We start from the raw sequence: 18,859 nt of genomic DNA, 5'->3' as shown, positions 1-18,859 counted from the left end.
CGGCTGCCTGCACAGGGCGCGGCCCTCACAGGATTCAACCAGGTTCGCGAGCAGTAGCGCAGGGGCCGGTCAGCGGGCCGTGCGCGAGGAAGGGGGAGAGGTGGGGGAGGAAGGAGCGGAGGTCGTGTCGGGGACGGGTGCGGCGAGCAGGCTGCCGGGGGCCGTGACCTCCGACGTGGTGGACCACGAGGTCAGGGTGAACGGCGGGGTGGTGCCGAGCGGGCGTATCAGCGGGGACATGGCCGCGACACCGGACACCACGGGCGTGGCCAGCGTGTGCATGGTCTCCTCGCGTCCGGCGACCGCGGGGCTCGGTACGCCGGGCAGCAGGGGCGCGGACACCGAGGTCGGGGCGACCGGGGTGCCGAAGGAGCGCTGGCCCTGCCCCTGTGCGAGCAGGGGGCCGACGACACCGCGGCGCCGCTGGGACTCGGGCGCCGTCGAGGCTCCCGTCCCCTGCGTGCGCATCGGGGTCACGTTGCTCCCCGTGCCGGTGCCGCCGCGGGCGTCCGCGGTGTCGGTCGGGACGCCACTGGTGACGCCGCCGAGGGCGATCGCGGCCAGCGACACCGCACCGGCGGCGACGAACGCGAACCGCATCCCGCGTGAGGCGGAGCGCTCGGCCTCGTGCCGGCTGACGTCGTGTATGCGGAACCCGCGGTCGGCCGCCGCGGGCATGGGTACGGGCCCGGGCGTGACCGCCGGGGTGTGCGGGCGGGCCGGCACATAGCCGAACTCGAAGCGCTCGGGGCGCCTCAGCCCGAAGACGCCGGAGGTCCCGGCGCCTGCTCCGGCTCCGGCGGTGGGGCGCCCGGCGAAGCCGTCGGAGAATCCGCCCCCGCCGAACGGCGAGCCACCGCCGTCCGTGTCACCTCCCCCGGGGAGCCCCTGGAGTCGGGCCAGGAAGCTCTCGGAGGGCGGCGGGGGTGCCGCCTCCGCGAACACGTTCTTCAGGCGTCGCTGGGCGTCGGCCTCGGCCTTGCACTTGGCGCAGGTGGCCAGGTGGGCGAGGACGCGCTCGCGCGACTCATGACCGAGCTCTCCGTCCACCAGGGCGGAGAGTCGGTCTCCCAGATGCTGCTCGGAAAAGCGCCCCTCGGCGGGGCTGGGTCGTGATCCACTCACGCGGTCGCGCCCCCTCCCCCCAGTGCGGGCACCCGTGGCACGAAGGAGGAACGGCGCTCGGCCGCCCTGGCCTCCGGCGAACGGTGCGCCAGGGCCTTGCGCAGCTGGGAACGGCCACGATGGATCCGGGAGCGGACGGTGCCGAGCTTGACCCCGAGGGTCGCGGCGATCTCCTCGTACGACAGTCCTTCGATGTCGCACAGGACGACCGCGGCGCGGAACTCCGGGGCGAGGGTGTCGAGGGCCTGCTGGACGTCGGCGTCGAAGTGCGCGTCGTTGAAGACCTGCTGGGGCGAGGGCTCGCGGCTGGGCAGTCGCTCGGCCGCGTCCTCGCCCAGCGCGTCGAAACGGATGCGCTGCTTGCGGCGGACCATGTCGAGGAAGAGGTTGGTGGTGATGCGGTGCAGCCAGCCCTCGAAGGTGCCGGGCGTGTAGGTGGACAGGGAGCGGAAGACGCGGACGAAGACCTCTTGCGTGAGGTCCTCGGCGTCGTGCTGGTTACCTGTCAGGCGGTACGCGAGCCGGTACACACGGCCGCTGTGGGTGCTGACGATCTCCTCCCACGTGGGCGGAGTCCACGCCTGCCCGTCCGCGTCGGTGGAGAAAGTCGCGGTCTGGGTCTGGTCAGCGGCGTGGCTGGGGTCAGCAGCGGTGTCGTTCACGGATTTCGGCCTGCCCGCCGATCCGAGGAAGCGCCGCAGCACTCCTCCCCGATCCATAGGCGCAGCCGCACCTCCCCTGTCGGCTCTGGTGGTGTCCAGTGGAGCCCCTACCATAGCCACCTCGCCCGTTAGCTCCGGATAAGCGGTTTTACGAGAATTTGATGAGGACCGGCGTGGCTCGGGCGGCTGCGTCAGCAGTTGCTCAAGGCCCCGCTCGTCCCCCTGCTCGTCTTCGTGATCCAACTGTGTCCCCCCGCTCCTTCTTCCACCCCTCTAAACGCCTGGTCCCATCTGCGGGTTCCCGACGCCAGCGGATACAGTCACGCCCAGGCAACCACGGGGACAGGAGAGGGTCATTACCGGCAACCGGCAGACGAGCTGGGCGTTCTCCGACGCCTACGTCGCCGAGGACGAAGTGCTGCGCTGGGCCCGGGACCGGGCCCGTGAGGCGGGGCTGCGCTCGGTGTCGCCCGGCACGGGCTCCGCGCTGCGTCTGCTGGCCGCCTCCGTGGACGCGAAGGCGGTCGCGGAGATCGGCACCGGCACCGGCGTCTCCGGTATCCATCTGCTGCACGGCATGCGCGCGGACGGCGTGCTGACCACCGTGGACCCCGAGCCCGAGCACCAGAGCTTCGCCCGCCAGGCCTTCCGCGCCTCCGGGTTCGCGAGCAACCGCGCCCGCTTCATCCCGGGCCGCGCCCTGGACGTGCTGCCCCGGCTCGCGGACGCCGGCTACGACCTCGTCTTCTGCGACGGCGACCGGCTGGAGTTCCTCGACTACCTCGCTGAATCGTTGCGCCTGCTCCGTCCGGGGGGTCTGGTGGTCTTCGAGGGCGTCTTCGCCAACGGCCGCACGGTCGACTCGGGCCCGCAGCCGACCGAGGTCCTGCGGCTGCGCGAGCTGCTGCGCGCGGTGCGCGAGAGCCAGGAGCTGGTGCCGTCGCTGCTGCCGGTGGGCGACGGCCTGCTGTGCGCGGTCAAGCGCTGACGGAGAAGCACGCGGCGGAGAAACGAACGGCACAGACAGCTGCCCCGGCATCGATGACGATGCCGGGGCAGTGACGGGTCTGGTCGCGTGCGCGTCAGCCGACGACCTTCTTGAGGGCGTCGCCGAGCGCGTCGGCCTCGTCAGGGGTCAGCTCGACGACGAGTCGACCGCCGCCTTCGAGCGGAACGCGCATGACGATGCCCCGCCCCTCCTTGGTCACCTCGAGCGGGCCATCGCCCGTTCGCGGCTTCATGGCCGCCATGCTCGTTCCCCTTCCTGAAACCAGCTCATCGTCAAAGCCGACGGCCCGGGAGGGCACGCGTGGCCACAGCGAGTGACTGGGACGCACGACACCGGCATCGAACACATTGCTTCCAGGCCATTATCCCGCATCTCAGGACCCGATGACCAACATCAGTCGGCATCGCTTGGGCAACGCGCGCGAGCAAAACCACTCAATTCGGCGATGTGACTGCGATACTCCGCCGCCGCACGGACTTCCGCGGACCGGAATCCGTTCAGATTTCTTTGACGCAGGTCACACGTCCGCTCCGGTCCCCGGGCGGTGATCTCCGCCATGCTGTCCTTCGGACAGGGGCGTACCGGACGGTACGCCCGAGCCGCGACACCGGAGGGGACATCACCATGGCCGACACCGTGCTCTACGAGGTGGGCGACGGACTCGCGACGATCACGCTGAACCGCCCCGAGGCGATGAACGCGCTGAACATCGCGACGAAGGTGGCCCTTCGCGAGGCGGTCGAGTCCGCGGCGGCCGACGAGGCCGTGCGCGCCGTGCTGCTGACGTCCGCCGGCGACCGGGCGTTCTGCGTCGGGCAGGACCTCAAGGAGCACATCACGCTGCTCGCGTCGGACCGCGAGACCGGGTCCGGGCAGACCATGACCACGGTGAGGGAGCACTACAACCCGATCGTGCGGGCGCTGACGGAGATGCCGAAGCCCGTGGTGGCGGGGGTGAACGGGGTCGCGGCGGGCGCCGGTCTCGGCTTCGCGCTGGCCGCGGACTACCGGGTGGTGGCGGACACGGCGGCCTTCAACACCTCGTTCGCCGGAGTGGCGCTGACGGCCGACTCCGGGATCTCGTGGACGCTGCCGCGCGTGGTGGGTCCCGGCCGCGCCGCCGATCTGCTGCTCTTCCCGCGCAGCATCAGCGCCCAGGACGCCTACGAACTGGGGATCGCGAACCGGGTCGTCCCGGCCGGCGAGCTGCGGGCCGAGGCCGAGAAGGTGGCCCGCGCGCTCGCCGTCGGACCGACGGTGGCGTACGCGGCGATCAAGGAGGCGGTGGCCTACGGGCTGTCCCACTCCCTGACGGAGACCCTGGACAAGGAGGACGAGCTGCAGACGCGGGCCGGGCAGTCCGAGGACCACGCGATCGCGGTGCAGGCCTTCGTGAACAAGGAGAAGCCGAAGTACCTGGGCCGGTAGGGCCGGGTACTTCGGCAGGTGAGGCCGACACGAGGTTCCCGCCGGGCGTGTCGGCCTACGGAGGACCCCCCTACCGGTCGCCTCTGGCCGTTACCGATACCGCTGACCGCTACCGATCGCTGCTGACCGCTACCGGTCGCCTCTGGCCGCGCAGTCCGCCAGGTGGTCGTTCACCAGACCGCACGCCTGCATCAGCGCGTACGCCGTCGTCGGGCCCACGAAGCGCAGGCCGCGCTTCTTGAGGTCCTTCGACAGGGCCGTCGACTCCGGGGTGACCGCCGGGACATCCGACAGGGTCCTCGGGGCCGGACGGGTGGCGGGTTCCGGGGCGTGGGACCAGATGAGGGTGTCCAGGTCGCCCGGAGCCCAGTCGACGAGCACGCGCGCGTTGGCGATGGTCGCGTCGACCTTGGCGCGATTGCGGATGATGCCCGCGTCGGCCAGGAGGCGTTCGCGGTCCTCGTCGGTGAAGGCGGCGACGGCCTCGATCTTGAAGTCGGCGAAGGCCGCGCGGAAACCCGGGCGGCGGCGCAGGATCGTGATCCAGGACAGGCCCGACTGGAAGGCCTCCAGGCTGAGCCGCTCGAAGAGGGCCTGGTCGCCGTGGACCGGGCGGCCCCACTCCTCGTCGTGGTACGCCACGTAGTCCTCGGTGGACAGCGCCCAGGGGCAGCGCAGTGCGCCGTCCGGACCGGCGAGGGCGGTGCCGTCGCTCACTGCTGCTCCCCCGGGCCGTGCGTCGGCTTCTCCATGGAGACGTGGGCACCGGCCCGGACACCCGCCAGCGCGGACTCCAGGTCGGCGATGCGCGCGTCGCGCTCCGCGAGTTCGGCACCGATGCGGTTCAGGGCGTCGTCGACGTCCGCCATGCGGTAGCCGCGGGCGGCGAGGGGGAAGCGGAGTTCGTCCACGTCCGCGCGGCTGACCGGGCGGTCCGGCGGCAGCGGGTCCTGGAGCCGCTCGGGGGCCACCTCGGGCAGCGGGCCGTCGCTCTCGCCCCCGCCCACCACGGCCAGCGTCACCGCGGCCACCACGACGGCCAGGGCGACGACCAGGAACAAGAACATAACCATCGCTGTGGTCCCCAAACTCGATGTTCGGAAGCTGAATGTGTCAGGGTCCGATCGTGCCATGCGGGTCTGACAGTTAGGGTCGCAGGCGGCCGAAGACGGTCCCGTACTAGGAGAGGTCACAGGGGATGCTCAGGCTGGGCAGGCGCGAATTCGAGGCGCACGAGCCGGTGATCATGGCGATCGTGAACCGGACCCCGGACTCCTTCTACGACCAAGGGGCGACGTTCCTCGACGAGCCCGCCCTCGCGCGCGTGGAGCAGGCCGTGGCCGAGGGCGCGGCGATCATCGACATCGGCGGGGTCAAGGCGGGCCCGGGCGAAGAGGTGACGGCCGAGGAGGAGGCGCGGCGGACCGTCGGGTTCGTGGCGGAGGTGCGGCGACGATTCCCGGACGTCGTCATCAGCGTCGACACCTGGCGGGCGGATGTCGGTGAGGCCGTGTGCGAGGCCGGGGCGGATCTGCTGAACGACGCGTGGGGTGGCGTGGACGCGCGGCTCGCGGAGGTGGCGGCGCGGTACGGGGTGGGGCTGGTGTGCACGCACGCGGGTGGGGCGGAGCCGCGGACTCGGCCGCATCGGGTGGCGTACGACGATGTCATGGCCGACATCCTGCGGGTGACGGTCGGGCTGGCGGAGCGGGCGGCCGAGTTGGGGGTGCCTCGGGAATCGATCCTCATCGATCCGGGGCACGACTTCGGCAAGAGCACGCGGCACAGCCTGGAGGCGACTCGGCGTCTTGGCGAGATGGTCGACACCGGGTGGCCCGTGCTGGTGTCGCTGTCCAACAAGGACTTCGTGGGCGAGACCTTGGACAAGCCGCTGAAGGAGCGGGTGGTGGGGACGCTGGCGACGACCGCGGTGTCGGCGTGGTTGGGGGCGCAGGTGTATCGGGTGCACGAGGTGGCGGAGACGCGGCAGGTGCTGGACATGGTGGCGTCGATCGCGGGGTGGCGTCCGCCGGCTGTGGCCCGACGGGGCCTGGCGTAGGGCTTTTCTCGCCCCCGCCGCCCCTACCCGTCCCATCCTCCAGGGGCTCTGCCCCTTCGACCCCGCTGGGGCTCCGCCCCAGACCCCGCTCCTCAAACGCCGGAGGGGCTGAAAGATCAGCCCCTCCCACATTGCAAAGCCCCGCGCCTAGCGGCCCGCTTCCTTCGACACCAACGCCACCGCCTCGTCCACGTCGTCCGTCACGTGGAACAGGAGGAGGTCCTTCTCCGAGGCCTTGCCCTGGGCTACCAGGGTGTTGCGGAGCCAGTCGACCAAGCCGCCCCAGTACTCGCTGCCGAAGAGGACGATCGGGAAGCGGGTGACCTTCTGGGTCTGGACCAGGGTGAGGGCCTCGAAGAGTTCGTCGAGGGTGCCGAGGCCGCCGGGGAGGACCACGAAGCCCTGGGCGTACTTGACGAACATCATCTTGCGGACGAAGAAGTACCGGAAGTTGAGGCCGATGTCGACGTAGGGGTTCAGCCCCTGCTCGAAGGGCAGCTCGATGCCGAGGCCGACCGAGACGCCCTTGGCCTCGCCCGCGCCCTTGTTGGCCGCCTCCATCGCGCCGGGGCCGCCGCCGGTGATCACCGCCCAGCCCGCCTCCACAAGCGCCCGGCCGAGCCGTACGCCCGCCTCGTACTCCGGCGAGTCCACCTTGGTCCGCGCCGAGCCGAACACGCTGATCGCGGGCGGGAGTTCGGCGAGCGTACCGAAGCCCTCGATGAACTCCGACTGGATGCGCAGCACCCGCCAGGGGTCGGTGTGGACCCAGTCCGAGGGGCCGCCCGCGTCCAGCAGGCGCTGGTCGGTCGTGCTCGCCGTCACCTGGTCGCGCCGCCGGAGTACCGGCCCCAGGCGCTGCTCCTCCGGTGGCTGCTTCTTGCCCTCGGGGTTCCCGGTAGCCATGTGCGCTCCCTCCGCTTGCAGGTGTTTCCACCTCAGCGTAGATCTCCGCCGGTTACGGACGGGGGACGTCGGCATGTCCGCCGTGCAGCGCCGCCCCGCCGATCGGTCGGTTCAGAGCGAGGATCAGGCCGAGAGCCACGCCCTCAACCGCTCCTCACCCGCCAAGATCTTTGCCGTTTCGACCCTTTCGTCCCGCTTGTGCGCCAAGTGCGGGTTCCCGGGGCCGTAGTTGACCGCCGGAACGCCGAGCGCGGAGAAGCGGGACACGTCCGTCCAGCCGTACTTGGGCCGGGGTTCGCCGCCGACCGCCTCGATGAAGGCGACCGCGGCCGGGTGGGAGAGGCCGGGCAGCGCGCCGCCGCTGTGGTCGTCGACGACGAACTCCTCGACCCCGCAGTCCGCGAAGACCTCGCGCACGTGGGCGATCGCCTCCGCCTCCGTACGGTCGGGCGCGTAGCGGAAGTTGACCGTCACGACGCACTCGTCGGGGATGACGTTCCCGGCGACCCCACCGGAGATGCCGACCGCGTTCAGGCCCTCCCGGTACTCCAGGCCGTCGATGACCGGGTAGCGCGGTTCGTACGCGGCGAGGCGGGCGAGGATCGGGGACGCGGCGTGGATCGCGTTCGCGCCCATCCAGGAGCGGGCGGAGTGGGCGCGCTCGCCCTTCGTCTTCAGCAGCACCCGAAGCGTGCCCTGGCAGCCGCCCTCGACCTCGCCGTCCGACGGTTCGAGCAGGACCGCGAAGTCGCCCTCCAGCCAGTCCGGGTGGGCCTCAGCGACATGGCGCAGGCCGTTCAGCTCGGCGGCGACCTCTTCGTTGTCGTAGAAGATGAAGGAGATGTCCCGGTTGGGGGCGGGGACCGTTGCCGCGACGCGGAGTTGGACCGCCACCCCGGACTTCATGTCGCAGGTGCCGCAGCCCCACAGGACGCCCTCGTCGTCGAGGCGGGAGGGGACGTTGTCGGCGATCGGGACCGTGTCGATGTGGCCGGCCAGGATGACCCGCTCCGCGCGGCCCAGGTTCGTGCGGGCGATCACGTTGTTGCCGTACCGGTCGACCGTCAGGTGCGGAAGTGCGCGCAGGGCGGTCTCGATCGCGTCGGCGAGCGGCTTCTCGGTGCCGCTCTCCGAGGGGAAGTCGACGAGCTGCGCGGTCAACAGAGCGGCGTCCAGCGTGAGGTCAAGGGGGGTGTCGGCCATGCCGTCGACCCTAACGCGCCGAGGTGCGGAGCTCTGTCCACACCCGGCTCGGCAGTCACAGCGGCCTCCGCTACCTTGTACGCGTGTCAGAGCAGTCACCTCACTCCCCCAAGCGTCGTGGTCGCTTCCTCCGCTTCTCGGCGGCCCTCGTCGTCCTGCTCGGTGTAGCGGGATATCTCGTCGTGCAGTACGAGACGGGCGGGAGAGGCCCGGGTTGCGAGGTCGTCTCCGGCAAGGGCGGTGAAGCGGCGTACGAGTTCACGCCGGAGCAGGCGGTGAACGCGGCGACGATCGCCGCCGTCGGCACCGGCCGCGGCATGCCCGAGCGGGCCGTGGCCATCGCGCTGGCGACCTCGATCCAGGAGTCGGGCCTGCGCAACATCCAGCACGGCGACCGGGATTCGCTCGGCCTGTTCCAGCAGCGCCCCTCGCAGGGCTGGGGCACCGAGAAGGAGATCCTGGACCCGACGTACGCGGCGGGCATCTTCTACGAGCACCTGGCCAAGGTGCCCGACTACACCAAGCTGCCGCTGACCGTGGCCGCGCAGCGCGTGCAGCGCAGCGGCTTCCCGGAGGCGTACGCCAAGCACGAGCCGGACGCGACGCTGCTGGCCGCCGCCCTCACCGGCTCCTCGCCGGCCACGCTGACCTGCCAGGGCCGCCCGGACCCCACCACCGTGACCGAGGCGGGCCCCGACGCCGTACGGGCCGCGCTGGTACGGGACTTCGGGCGGGACGCGCTGCAGCCGGCCGCCGCCGAGGTGAGCGGCGCCTCGACGAAGTCCACCCCCACGCCGACGGTGAGCGCGACGCCGGGCTCGCGGACCGTCACCCTGCCGGTGACCAAGGACACCGGCGCAGGCAAGGGCCGTGACGTACGCGAGCGCGGCTGGCAGTTGGCCCACTGGGCCGTGGCCAACGCCTCCGCGCTGCACATCGAGCGCGTCTCCTACGGCGGGCGCGAGTGGAGCGCCGGGAACACCGACAGCAAGTGGCGTACGACGGGTACGCAGAGCGCCGACGGGGCGAAGCAGACCGCGAACGCGGTGCGGATCGTCACCGGGCAGTAGTGCGAGTGGTCACCCGCGAGGGTCAGCCGAGGGGCCCTCGCGGCGGGGTGTGCGCAGGTTTTCGCGCAGTCACTCCCGAAACCGCGAAATCCCTTGAGAACAAAGGGCTGTAAGGATTCGGCAGACTTTCGGACCAGGCACTCTTTGCCCGTTTTTATCCGCAGCCGATTATGCGACGCATTGCCAACTCTTTACGTTGTCGCTGCGCAACCTCCGAGGGGCTTCGAGCGGTAGTCACGACGTCCGAGCAACGTTTCCTCCCGTCACAAGGAGCATCATGTCCCTCCCCCTGACCCGTCGGATTGCCCGTGCCGCGCTGCTCGTCGCGGCGGGAGCGGCTGCCGGGGTCGGTGCGGCCGGCGCCGCGAGCGCGGCCCCCGAGCTGCCCGCCACCCCCAACCTCGGCGGCCTGACCGCCCTGGACGGGGCGAACGTGGGCAACACCGTCGACGGAGCGGCACAGAACGTCACCGGGCTCGCGGGCGAGGCCGGCAGCAAGGCGGTCAAGAAGGCGGTGCCGGCCGCGGGCAAGACCGGCGGCAAGGCCGTCAAGAAGGCCGCGCCCGCCGCGCAGAAGACCGCGGGCGAGGCGGCGGGTTCCGCCGGGGACCTCGTCGGTGACACCACCAAGACCGCCACCAAGGGCGGGCTGCCCACGGACTCCCTCACCAAGGGCGGCGGCCTTCCCTCCGCGGACACCCTGCCGCTGAAGGGCCTGCCGCTCGGCGGCTGAGCACCACCCGCATGACGAGGGGCCCGGGAGACGATCCCGGGCCCCCTCGTCATGCACTCACACTTACGCCAGCCGCTCCACAGCCGCCCGCACCCGCTCGTCCGTCGCCGTCAGGGCCACCCGTACGAACGTGTCGCCGGCGGTCCCGTAGAAGTCGCCGGGCGCGACCAGGATGCCCAGTCCTGCCAGGTGGGCCACCGTGTCCCAGCAGGACTCGCCCCGGGTCGCCCACAGGTAGAGGCTGGCCTCACTGTGCTCGATCCGGAAGCCGTGCCCGACCAGCACCTCGCGCAGCGCCGTGCGCCGGGCGAGGTACCGCTCCCGCTGCTCGCGCACATGGCCGTCGTCGCCGAGGGCCGCGACCACGGCGGCCTGGGTCGGCGCGGAGGTCATCATCCCGCCGTGCTTGCGGATCTCCAGGAGCGGGCCCAGGACGGCCGGATCGCCGGCCAGGAAGGCCGCACGGTAACCCGCCAGGTTGGAGCGCTTGGAGAGCGAGTGGACGGCCACGAGACCGTCGTACGAGCCGCCGTTGACGTCCGGGTGCAGCACCGAGACCGGGTCGGCCTCCCAGCCCAGTTCGAGGTAGCACTCGTCGGAGAAGATCAGCACGCCGTGCTCACGGGCCCAGGCGACGATCCGGGTCAGCTCGTCCTTCGACAGGACCCGACCGGTCGGGTTGGAGGGCGAGTTGAGCCAGAGAAGCTTCAGGCCCTCAGGGCCGAGGGTCGTGGGGTCGTCGTAGACCTCGTACTCGGCGCGGGCCAGGCGGGCGCCGACCTCGTAGGTCGGGTAGGCCAGGCGCGGGTGGGCGACCCGGTCACCGGGGCCGAGGCCCAGCTGGGTGGGGAGCCAGGCGACGAGTTCCTTGGAACCGACGATCGGCAGGACGTGCCGGTGGGTGACGTCCCGGGCGCCCAGGCGCCGCTCGACCCAGCCGGTGATCGCGTCCCGCAGCGCCGGGGTGCCCCAGACCGTGGGATAGCCGGGCGAGTCGGCCGCGTCGACGAGCGCCTTCTGGATCAGGTCGGGGACCGGATCGACCGGCGTGCCGACGGACAGGTCGACGATGCCGCCGGGGTGCGCCGCGGCCGTCTTCTTGTACGGCTCCAGCTTGTCCCAGGGGAAGGTGGGCAGGCGGTCGGAGACTGCGGACACGGTTACTCGCTCACTTTCTTCGGTACGGCAAACGCCTCGGCCCCGTACGGCGGCGATCCGGGGATCAGGCCGTACGGGACCGAGGCGGCGCGATGTGCGGGCCGCTGGCGGCGGCTACTCGGCCTCGGCCTGCGGGGGCAGCGCGGCGATGAACGGGTGGTCGCGCTCGATCAGACCCAGCTTGCTGGCGCCGCCCGGGGAGCCGAGCTCGTCGAAGAACTCGACGTTCGCCTTGTAGTAGTCCTTCCACTCCTCGGGAGTGTCGTCCTCGTAGAAGATCGCCTCGACCGGGCAGACCGGCTCACAGGCTCCACAGTCGACGCATTCGTCCGGGTGGATGTACAAGGACCGCTGGCCCTCGTAGATGCAGTCGACCGGGCACTCCTCGATGCACGCCTTGTCCTTGACGTCGACACAAGGCTGCGCGATGACGTAGGTCACGCTGTCGTTCCTCCTCGATAGGGCGCCGGCGGGCCTCCTCAGGCTCCGCCGCCTGGCGCGCGGGAGCGCGGCGTCGTCGATGCCCGCCCCTAGTATCTCCGTTCCTGGGCATGATCCGAACAGGAGGGGTGGACAGACCTGTGGAAATCTCGGCCGGCGGGCGGCTCGATGTCCGTATCACCGCAGCTGACGTGGGGAAACGAGTATCCGTACGGCGGTTGAACGAGCCTGGGACAACTCAGGAGAAGTTCACCGACACGGTGGGTGTTCTCACATCATGGGACGACGGTGTGCTGCTGATCACACGCAAGAGCGGCGAGAGCGTCCACATCGCGGAATCCTCGCTGGTCGCGGGCAAGGTGGTGCCGTCCGCCCCGGCCCGCCGCCGGGGCCCCGCCGCTTCGTACGAGGAACTCGCGCGCGTCTCCTCGCGCGCGTGGCGGCCGGTGGAGAGCGAGCGGCTCGGCGACTGGGAGCTGCGGGCCGCGAGCGGATTCACCCGGCGCGCGAACTCCGTGCTCCCGCTGGGCGATCCGGGCCTGCCGCTCGACGAGGCACTGGATGCCGTACGACGGTGGTACGGCGACCGGGGGCTGCCGGCGTACATCCAGACCGCGACCGGGGCCGAGGGCACGCAGGAGGTTCTGTGCGCGGAGCTGGAGCGGCGGGGGTGGGTGCGTGAGGTGAGCGCCGAGCTGTGGACCGGGGCGCTCGCGCCGGTCGCGGACCGGGCCGAGGGTACGGACGTGGTGCTCTCCCGGGAGGTCGACGAGGCGTGGCTGTCGCGGTATCAGCGCAAGGGGATGAGCGAGGTGGCGTTGAAGGTGCTGGGGAGCGGGCCTTCGGTGTGGTTCGCGACGGTTCCCGGTGAGGAGTCGCCCGCTGCCATCGGGCGGTGTGTGGTGGACGGACGGTGGGCTTCGTTCGCCGCCGTGGAGGTGGATCCGGCGATGCGGCGGCGGGGGCTGGCGACCGTGGTGATGGCCGCGTTGGCCCGGCGGGCGCTGGCGGAGGGGGCCTCGGCCGCGTGGTTGCAGGTCGAGACGGACAACGTGGGGGCGCGGGCGCTGTACGCCGGGCTGGGGTTCGGGGCGCATCACGCGTACCACCACTATCGGGAGCCGGTCCGTATCGGCGGCGAGACTGTCGGCGACGGCCGGTAGCGATCGCCGGGAAAGGGCACGAGCCTGCTATGCGTCACCCCACTCCCCCGCCGCCCGAGCGGGCCGCCGAGGTGCGGCGGCGGTTCGCCGAAGAGGCTCGGTCCGAGCGGCCCGATCTGTCCGCGCTGTGCCTGCTGGTGGGCGCGGCGGCGGACGGCACGCTGGACGAGGCCGGGCTGGATGCCGCGCAGATGGAACTCGACCGGCTGGCCGGGCAGTTGCCCTTCCGGCCGGGTGGGCCGTTGTCCTGGGCGACCGCGCTGCATCATCTGCTGGGCGTTCAGGAGGGATTCCGCGGTTTCCCCGTCGACTACCAGCGGCTTGAGTCGTCCCTGCTGCACGAAGTCCTGCGGCGGCGGCGCGGGTTGCCGATCCTGTTGTCGGTGGTGTGGATGGAGGTCGCGCGGCGGGCGGGCGCGCCGGTGTACGGGGTGGCACTTCCTGGGCATTTCGTCGTCGGGTTCGGGCCGCCCGAGCAGCAGGTGCTCGCGGATCCGTTCGACGGGGGGCGGGTGCTGGGTGGGGGCGACGCGGAGTTGTTGGTCGCGGGGGCGACGGGGGCTCCGCTGGATGCGTCGATGTTGACGCCGGCGGATCCGTTGGAGGTGGTGCTGCGGATTCTCAACAACGTTCGGGCGTGGGCGGTGGCGCGGCCGGAACGGTCGGATGTCGCGTTGTGGGCGGTTGATCTGTCGTTGCTGTTGCCTTCGCATCCTGCGCGGTTGCGGTATGAGCGGGCGCAACTTCTTGTTCAGAGGGGGGAGTTTCTCGGCGGGGCGGCCGAGTTGGAGGCGTATGCCGATGTTGTGGCGGCGGTTGATGAACCGGCGGCGGAGAAAGTGCGGGGGCAGGCTCGGGCTGCTCGGGCGTTGCTCAACTGAGTTCGCCCAATCGCCGTAGGTCTGAAGCTAGTTGAGCGGGTGCGGGTGCGTCGTGGCTGGTCGCGCAGTTCCCCGCGCCCCTGGGTTGGCTGCCCTGACGGCGTTCGAAGCCAGCCCCCCTCCATCTTCCCAACTACAACCAGCCCTTCTCCCTTGCGATTCTCACCGCCTCCGCTCTGTTCCTCACCGCCAGTTTTTGGATTGCCGTGGAGAGGTAGTTGCGGACCGTTCCCTGGGACAAGTGCAGGGCCGATGCCAACTCCGCGTTGGTGGAGCCGTCCGCTGCCGCTCGGAGTACCTCTCGTTCCCGCTCGGTCAGAGGGTTCGCTCCGTCGGCCAAGGCGGCAGCCGCCAGCGTGGGGTCGATTACTCGGTCGCCGGCCAGGACCTTGCGGACCGCCTGGGCGAGTTGGGCCGCGGGGGCGTCCTTGACCAGGAAGGCGTCCGCGCCGGCCTCCATCGCGCTGCGGAGGTAGCCGGGGCGGCCGAAGGTGGTGAGGACGACCAGCTTCACGGACGGGAGTTCCTTGCGGACCGCGGCCGCCGCCTCGATGCCGGTGCAGCCGGGCATCTCGATGTCCAACAGGGCCACGTCCACGGCGTGTTCGCGGACCGCGGCCAGGACCTCGTCGCCGCGCGCCACTTGGGCGACGACCTCGATGTCGTCCTCCAGACCGAGCAGCGCGGCCAGCGCCTCGCGGACCATCGACTGGTCCTCGGCGAGCAGCACCTTGATCGTTCGGCTCATGCCCCGGATCCTACGTCCGCCGGGGTGCCGGCGGGCACGCGGACGACCAGGCGGAAGCCCTGCTTGGTGCCGGTGGCCTCCAGGGTGCCGCCCGCCTTCTCCAGGCGTTCCGCGAGGCCGGTCAGGCCGTTGCCGGGGCCCTTGCCGGAGCCGCCGGAGCCGTTGTCCTCGACGGTGAGTTCCAGTACTCGGCCGCCCAGGGTCTGGCGGGCCAGCAGCTCCACCGTGCAGCGCCGGGCGCCGCTGTGCCGGACGACGTTGGTGATCGCCTCGCGCAGTGCCCAGGCCAGGGCCGACTGGCTCTCCTCGGGTACGTCGGTCAGGTCGACGGTGGTCTCTTCGGGCAGTTCGGCGGTGACTCCCGCCGCGGTCAACGCGACCTGGGCACCCGCCAGTTCGGCGGCCAGGCGCGGGCGGCGGTAGCCGGTGACGGCCTCCCGGACGTCGACCAGGGCCTGCCGGCTGACCTGTTCGATGTCGGCGACCTGCTGGGCCGCCTTGTCGGGGTGGCCGGGGAGCATCCGGCCCGCCAACTCGCTCTTCAGCGTGATCAGCGAGAGGGAGTGGCCCAGCAGGTCGTGCAGGTCGCGGGCCAGGCGCAACCGCTCCTCGTTGGCGGCGAGTTGGGCGACGGTGGCGCGTGCCTTGCGCAACTCCACCGTCGTACGCACCAGTTGCCGTACGCCCGTCATGGAGTAGCCCACGAGGAGCACGATCAGGAAGAGGCCCCAGGCGTCGTCCAGGTCGTCGACGTACCAGCCCGTCAGCATCATCGCGGCGGTGGTCAGCGGGATCGTCCAGTACGCGGCGCGCAGCGGGAGGGTGATCCCGCAGGTGACGGAGACGTAGACGTAGAGGCCCAGCCAGTGGCTGCCGAGGGAGAGGGACAGGGTGACGGCCAGGACCCACATGACGGCCACCAGGGCGGCGATGAACCAGCCCGCGTAGAGGCGGCCCATGGTGCGGAAGACGACGGCGAGGTAGATCCCGGTGAAGGTCACCAGGCCCACCCAGCCGGCCGCCGTGGCCGCGGTGGTGTGGTGGTCGGCCAGCAGGTCCTGCACGGGGGCGCTGAGGAAGACCAGCCAGGGCAGCACCCACACCAGCTTGCGGATCGCGTCGCCCCGGTTGCGGGGCGGCTGGCCGATCCGCACCAGCCGGTCCGCGCGGGCTTCCTCGTCGGACCGCAGATCTTCCGTCATCGCGCTCACGCCTTCAGCGTGTCCTTCCGGTACAGCCACGCCGCGCCGCCCGCGAACAGGGCGAGGTAGACGACGAGGAGGGCGACGTCCTTCGAGCTCGGGGACTGGCTCTGCTCGATGGCCTGCCCCAGGGCAGCGTACGCGTGCGTGGGCAGCCACTTCGCGATGTCCTGCAACCACTGCGGGAACGTCGTCGCGGGCATCCACAGGCCGCCCAGCAAGGACAGGCCGAAGTAGGTGATCATCGTGATCGGGCGGACCGCGTCGCCGGTGGCGAGGTAGCCGATGGCCACGCCGAGCGCGGCGAAGACCAGGCTGCCGGCCCAGATCGCGCCGGTGAGCGCGAGCCACTGCCAGGCGTCCAGGCGTACGTCCTTCACCGTGGCCGCGACCAGGAAGACGATCACGATCGAGGGCAGGCTGACCACGGCCGCGCTCGCGGTCTTCGCGATCACGTAGCCGCGCCCCGGCAGCGGGGTCAGCCGCAGCTGGCGTACCCAGCCGTTCTCCCGCTCCTTGGCGATGCGCTCGCTGTTGCCCATCAGGACGGCCGTCAGGGCGCCGAAGGAGGCCATGGAGACCATCATGTACGTCGCCACGGTCAGGCCGGTGCCGTCGACCTTGTCCGTGCTGCTCGCGCTGCCCGCGATCAGCAGGAACAGGGCCGAGGGGTAGATCACCGAGAAGAACAGGAACTTGCGGTTGCGCAGGGCGCGGGTGAGTTCCAGCTTGATCAGGCTGTTCACTTCGACTTCGCCTCCTCGGCGGCGGTGATGGCCACGAACGCCTGCTCCAGGCCGAGCCCGGCGACTTCGAGATTGCGGGGGTAGACGCCGAGGCCGTAGAGGGCGTGCACGGTCGCGTCGGCGTCGGTGGACTGGATGCGGACGGTCTGGCCGCTGATGTCGATCGAGGTCAGGAACGGCAGTTCTCGGATGGGCGCCTCGTCGATCTCGCCCTCCAGGTCGAAGGCGACCTTGCGGGCGCCCGCCTTCGCCTTGATCTCGGCGGCGGTGCCGTCGGCGAGGAGCCGGCCGCGGTGCAGGACCAGCACGCGGTCCGCGATCGCGTCGGCCTCCTCCAGGTAGTGCGTGGCGAACAGGACCGTGCGGCCCTGGTCGGCCTGCTCGCGCATGGTGGCCCAGAAGGCCTGGCGGGCGGAGACGTCCATGCCGGTGGTCGGCTCGTCCAGCACGATCAGATCGCTGTCGCCCGCGGTGGCGAGCGCGAAGCGGACGCGCTGGGCCTGGCCGCCGGAGAGCTTGTTGACCTTGCGGTCGGCGATCTGCGCGATGTCGGCGCGGGCCAGCACCTCGCTCAACGGGTACGCCTTCGGGTGCAGATCGCAGGCGAGCCGCACCAGCTCGGCGACCGTGACCTCGTCCATCAGCCCGCCGCTCTGCAGCATCGCGCCCACCCGCCCGGCGACGATCGCCTCACGCGGACTGGACCCGAACACCCGCACCGAGCCGCTGTCGGCCTGCCTCAGCCCCAGCAGCAGATCGAGGGTGGTCGACTTGCCGGCCCCGTTGGGCCCCAGCAGGGCCACCGTCTCCCCCGGGTGCAGAGCGAGCGTCAGCCCGTCCACCGCCCGCACGTCCCCGTACCTCTTGCTCACCTGCTCGAACCCGACCACCGGAGTGGTGGCCGTCACCGCTGTCGTCGTCATGTGGACCATGGTGGCCGCGGTGGGCTCCCGCCCGTCAGTGTCGGCGGTCCTGAGTGCCGGATGACAGATGTCATACGCCGAAGGGGGCGCCCGGTAAGTACCGGGCGCCCCCTCTCACGGAGTCGACGTCAGCTGGGGTCGGTCTCGATGACCCCGACCCGCTCCGCCGTCGTCTTGCCGACCAGTGCCTTGCGCAGTGCGCCGGCGACGTCCTGCGGGGTGACCGCCGTCTTCTGGCCGGTGCCCCGGGTGATCAGCACGCCGTCGAAGGTGGCGCCGTACGCCTCCTTGAGCGCGTCGAGGTCGTACGTCTCCACCAGCTTGCCGTCCACCGCCTTGAAGCCGAGGATCTTCGGCAGGGAGTTCGAGCCGAACTGGATGCTGTGCGCCGCGTCGGTCTGCACGGTGACGAGTTCGGACATCGCCGGCTTCGCGAAGTCCTTCATCTCGCGGTCGACCTCGGCGTTCGAGATCGTCGGCTGCTGGGCCGTGGTGGCGACCGTGACCGGCGAGGTGGTGCCGGTCTGCACCAGGGTGCGGTACGCCGCCACGACGGCGTCGGTCGACCCCGCGGCGTCGATGCCCTTGCCCGCCTTGCCGTAGACGGCGACCGGCTTGCCGGACTTGAACTCGATCGTGCCCTCGGTCACCGAACCGGAGCCGCCCGCCGCGTCCTTGAGGGCCGCGGTCAGCTTCTCCTCGTCGACCGGCATGACCGGGTCGATGATCCGGTGGTTGCCGAAGAGGGAGCCGACGACGGAGACCGGGTTGTAGTCGCTCTGCGCGGCCGCGGCGACCGTGGCCTGCTCGTCGAACTGCAGGCCCGCCTGGTCCGGCGTGAGCGAGACCGTGCTGCCGCCGACGGAGAGCTTCAGCGGCTTGTTGACGCGGTCGCCGAAGGCCTCGTCGAGCTTCTTGACGGCGTCGTCGCGGGTGCCGCCGCCGATGTCGACGCCGAGCACGGTGGAGCCCTTGGGCACGTCCGTGTGGTTCATCAGCAGGCCGGCGCCGTAGGCACCGCCGCCGATGACGAACAGGGCGACGACGAGGAGCACCAGCTTGCTGCGCCCCTTCTTCTTTTTCTTGCCCGCCTTGCTCGACGCCGCGGCCGGCACGTCCTGCGCGACCGGCTCGGGCAGCTTTGGCGGCGTGTGCGGCAGCGGCCCGTCGGTGTGGGCGCCCGGTCCGAAGGGCGCGCCCTGGCCGGACGGGACGACCGGGATGCCGCTGGTGACGGTGTGCCCGGAGACGTTGTCGGGGTTCGGGTAGCCCGGGCCCCGCTCGCCGGCGGGCTTCTGCGGGGTGAGGATCGCGGTGTCGTCGCTCAGACCGCCGCCGGGACCGAGCCCGGCCCCGCGCGGTCCGGCGCCGGGGCCGACGCCGGGGGCGCCCATGCCGCCGG

At 71.3% G+C, this 18,859-nt stretch carries 20 protein-coding genes and 1 pseudogene; 7 read left to right on the top strand and 14 right to left on the bottom strand.

Annotation, left to right across the window (positions count from 1 at the left end; genetic code table 11):
* Nucleotides 1–69: 69 nt before the first annotated feature.
* Together ACWDR3_RS14155 and sigE are read right to left on the bottom strand one after the other, a co-directional pair.
* Nucleotides 70–1,125, bottom strand: coding sequence for an anti-sigma factor family protein (locus tag ACWDR3_RS14155; protein WP_450352742.1), 1,056 nt, complete (start codon nucleotides 1,123–1,125; stop codon nucleotides 70–72).
* Nucleotides 1,122–1,829 carry an RNA polymerase sigma factor SigE gene (sigE, locus tag ACWDR3_RS14150; RefSeq protein WP_401714395.1) on the bottom strand — a complete coding sequence of 236 codons (708 nt, stop codon included), beginning with the start codon at nucleotides 1,827–1,829 and terminating at the stop codon, nucleotides 1,122–1,124. Before sigE ends, ACWDR3_RS14155 begins: the two co-directional genes overlap by 4 nt.
* A gap of 313 nt (nucleotides 1,830–2,142) precedes the next feature.
* Here sigE and ACWDR3_RS14145 point away from each other — a divergent pair, with 313 nt between their 5' ends.
* A complete protein-coding gene (locus tag ACWDR3_RS14145; protein WP_450352794.1) occupies nucleotides 2,143–2,775 on the top strand; it encodes an O-methyltransferase in 633 nt (210 codons plus the stop codon).
* A gap of 94 nt (nucleotides 2,776–2,869) precedes the next feature.
* Here the strand turns inward: ACWDR3_RS14145 and ACWDR3_RS14140 are convergent, their stop codons facing one another.
* The gene (locus ACWDR3_RS14140; RefSeq protein WP_003966491.1) at nucleotides 2,870–3,037 is read right to left on the bottom strand and encodes a DUF3117 domain-containing protein; all 168 of its coding nucleotides are present in this window, start codon (nucleotides 3,035–3,037) and stop codon (nucleotides 2,870–2,872) included.
* A gap of 377 nt (nucleotides 3,038–3,414) precedes the next feature.
* Between ACWDR3_RS14140 and chcB the strand changes: the two genes are divergently transcribed.
* Nucleotides 3,415–4,224 (top strand): 2-cyclohexenylcarbonyl CoA isomerase, encoded by an 810-nt coding sequence (gene chcB / locus ACWDR3_RS14135; RefSeq protein ID WP_450352792.1) that lies wholly within the window; start codon nucleotides 3,415–3,417, stop codon nucleotides 4,222–4,224.
* A gap of 129 nt (nucleotides 4,225–4,353) precedes the next feature.
* On the opposite strand, the gene ACWDR3_RS14130 is transcribed toward chcB, so the two are convergent.
* On the bottom strand, nucleotides 4,354–4,941 hold the full coding sequence (locus tag ACWDR3_RS14130) for a DNA-3-methyladenine glycosylase I (protein ID WP_450352741.1): 588 nt from the start codon (nucleotides 4,939–4,941) through the stop codon (nucleotides 4,354–4,356).
* Entirely contained in the window at nucleotides 4,938–5,291 is a 354-nt protein-coding gene (locus ACWDR3_RS14125) for a DivIVA domain-containing protein (RefSeq protein WP_450352791.1), read from the bottom strand. Before ACWDR3_RS14125 ends, ACWDR3_RS14130 begins: the two co-directional genes overlap by 4 nt.
* Nucleotides 5,292–5,422: 131 nt before the next feature.
* Here ACWDR3_RS14125 and folP point away from each other — a divergent pair, with 131 nt between their 5' ends.
* A complete protein-coding gene (folP, locus tag ACWDR3_RS14120) occupies nucleotides 5,423–6,283 on the top strand; it encodes a dihydropteroate synthase (protein ID WP_450352740.1) in 861 nt (286 codons plus the stop codon).
* Between the two features lie 147 nt (nucleotides 6,284–6,430).
* Here folP and ACWDR3_RS14115 read toward each other — a convergent pair whose 3' ends face one another.
* On the bottom strand, nucleotides 6,431–7,189 hold the full coding sequence (locus ACWDR3_RS14115; protein WP_450352739.1) for an LOG family protein: 759 nt from the start codon (nucleotides 7,187–7,189) through the stop codon (nucleotides 6,431–6,433).
* Nucleotides 7,190–7,312: 123 nt separating this feature from the next.
* Nucleotides 7,313–8,392, bottom strand: a complete 1,080-nt coding sequence (gene dapE, locus ACWDR3_RS14110) for a succinyl-diaminopimelate desuccinylase (RefSeq protein ID WP_450352738.1) — start codon at nucleotides 8,390–8,392, stop codon at nucleotides 7,313–7,315.
* 83 nt (nucleotides 8,393–8,475) lie between these two features.
* Between dapE and ACWDR3_RS14105 the strand changes: the two genes are divergently transcribed.
* Together ACWDR3_RS14105 and ACWDR3_RS14100 are read left to right on the top strand one after the other, a co-directional pair.
* Nucleotides 8,476–9,462 carry a heavy metal transporter gene (locus ACWDR3_RS14105; protein WP_450352737.1) on the top strand — a complete coding sequence of 329 codons (987 nt, stop codon included), beginning with the start codon at nucleotides 8,476–8,478 and terminating at the stop codon, nucleotides 9,460–9,462.
* A gap of 277 nt (nucleotides 9,463–9,739) precedes the next feature.
* Nucleotides 9,740–10,195, top strand: a complete 456-nt coding sequence (locus ACWDR3_RS14100; protein WP_402352167.1) for an ATP-binding protein — start codon at nucleotides 9,740–9,742, stop codon at nucleotides 10,193–10,195.
* A 63-nt stretch (nucleotides 10,196–10,258) separates the two neighbouring features.
* Here the strand turns inward: ACWDR3_RS14100 and ACWDR3_RS14095 are convergent, their stop codons facing one another.
* The gene (locus ACWDR3_RS14095; RefSeq protein WP_450352736.1) at nucleotides 10,259–11,353 is read right to left on the bottom strand and encodes a bifunctional succinyldiaminopimelate transaminase/glutamate-prephenate aminotransferase; all 1,095 of its coding nucleotides are present in this window, start codon (nucleotides 11,351–11,353) and stop codon (nucleotides 10,259–10,261) included.
* 114 nt (nucleotides 11,354–11,467) lie between these two features.
* Nucleotides 11,468–11,794: a ferredoxin gene (gene fdxA / locus ACWDR3_RS14090; protein ID WP_402352173.1), complete on the bottom strand. Its 327-nt coding sequence runs from the start codon at nucleotides 11,792–11,794 to the stop codon at nucleotides 11,468–11,470.
* Between the two features lie 140 nt (nucleotides 11,795–11,934).
* On the opposite strand from fdxA, the gene ACWDR3_RS14085 reads away from it, so the two are divergent.
* The gene (locus ACWDR3_RS14085; RefSeq protein WP_450352790.1) at nucleotides 11,935–12,957 is read left to right on the top strand and encodes a GNAT family N-acetyltransferase; all 1,023 of its coding nucleotides are present in this window, start codon (nucleotides 11,935–11,937) and stop codon (nucleotides 12,955–12,957) included.
* Nucleotides 12,958–12,986: 29 nt separating this feature from the next.
* Entirely contained in the window at nucleotides 12,987–13,838 is an 852-nt protein-coding gene (locus ACWDR3_RS14080; RefSeq protein WP_450352735.1) for a transglutaminase family protein, read from the top strand.
* 133 nt (nucleotides 13,839–13,971) lie between these two features.
* Here ACWDR3_RS14080 and ACWDR3_RS14075 read toward each other — a convergent pair whose 3' ends face one another.
* The 5 genes and pseudogenes from ACWDR3_RS14075 to ACWDR3_RS14055 form a co-directional block, all read right to left on the bottom strand.
* Complete coding sequence (locus ACWDR3_RS14075) at nucleotides 13,972–14,586, bottom strand: response regulator (RefSeq protein WP_450352734.1); 615 nt, start codon at nucleotides 14,584–14,586, stop codon at nucleotides 13,972–13,974.
* Entirely contained in the window at nucleotides 14,583–15,797 is a 1,215-nt protein-coding gene (locus ACWDR3_RS14070; RefSeq protein WP_450352733.1) for a sensor histidine kinase, read from the bottom strand. The genes ACWDR3_RS14075 and ACWDR3_RS14070 overlap by 4 nt, the downstream gene beginning before the upstream one ends.
* Nucleotides 15,794–16,534: an ABC transporter permease gene (locus ACWDR3_RS14065; RefSeq protein WP_450352732.1), complete on the bottom strand. Its 741-nt coding sequence runs from the start codon at nucleotides 16,532–16,534 to the stop codon at nucleotides 15,794–15,796. Before ACWDR3_RS14065 ends, ACWDR3_RS14070 begins: the two co-directional genes overlap by 4 nt.
* Nucleotides 16,531–17,457 carry an ABC transporter ATP-binding protein gene (locus tag ACWDR3_RS14060; protein WP_450352731.1) on the bottom strand — a complete coding sequence of 309 codons (927 nt, stop codon included), beginning with the start codon at nucleotides 17,455–17,457 and terminating at the stop codon, nucleotides 16,531–16,533. Before ACWDR3_RS14060 ends, ACWDR3_RS14065 begins: the two co-directional genes overlap by 4 nt.
* Before the next feature lie 128 nt (nucleotides 17,458–17,585).
* A pseudogene (locus ACWDR3_RS14055) lies at nucleotides 17,586–18,859 on the bottom strand (hypothetical protein); the annotation flags it as partial.

Source organism: Streptomyces sp. NPDC001002, from assembly GCF_053599215.1.
The sequence above is the reverse complement of the archived record's forward strand: the minus strand, read 5'-3'. Positions and strand labels throughout refer to the sequence as shown.

Coding starts and splice junctions, on each gene's coding strand:
- dapE (WP_450352738.1), bottom strand. CDS start 8,392: ATGGCCGACACCCCCCTTGACCTCACGCTGGACGCCGCTCTGTTGACC.
- ACWDR3_RS14140 (WP_003966491.1), bottom strand. CDS start 3,037: ATGGCGGCCATGAAGCCGCGAACGGGCGATGGCCCGCTCGAGGTGACC.
- ACWDR3_RS14115 (WP_450352739.1), bottom strand. CDS start 7,189: ATGGCTACCGGGAACCCCGAGGGCAAGAAGCAGCCACCGGAGGAGCAG.
- ACWDR3_RS14125 (WP_450352791.1), bottom strand. CDS start 5,291: ATGTTCTTGTTCCTGGTCGTCGCCCTGGCCGTCGTGGTGGCCGCGGTG.
- ACWDR3_RS14100 (WP_402352167.1), top strand. CDS start 9,740: ATGTCCCTCCCCCTGACCCGTCGGATTGCCCGTGCCGCGCTGCTCGTC.
- ACWDR3_RS14060 (WP_450352731.1), bottom strand. CDS start 17,457: ATGACGACGACAGCGGTGACGGCCACCACTCCGGTGGTCGGGTTCGAG.
- ACWDR3_RS14080 (WP_450352735.1), top strand. CDS start 12,987: ATGCGTCACCCCACTCCCCCGCCGCCCGAGCGGGCCGCCGAGGTGCGG.
- ACWDR3_RS14075 (WP_450352734.1), bottom strand. CDS start 14,586: ATGAGCCGAACGATCAAGGTGCTGCTCGCCGAGGACCAGTCGATGGTC.
- folP (WP_450352740.1), top strand. CDS start 5,423: ATGCTCAGGCTGGGCAGGCGCGAATTCGAGGCGCACGAGCCGGTGATC.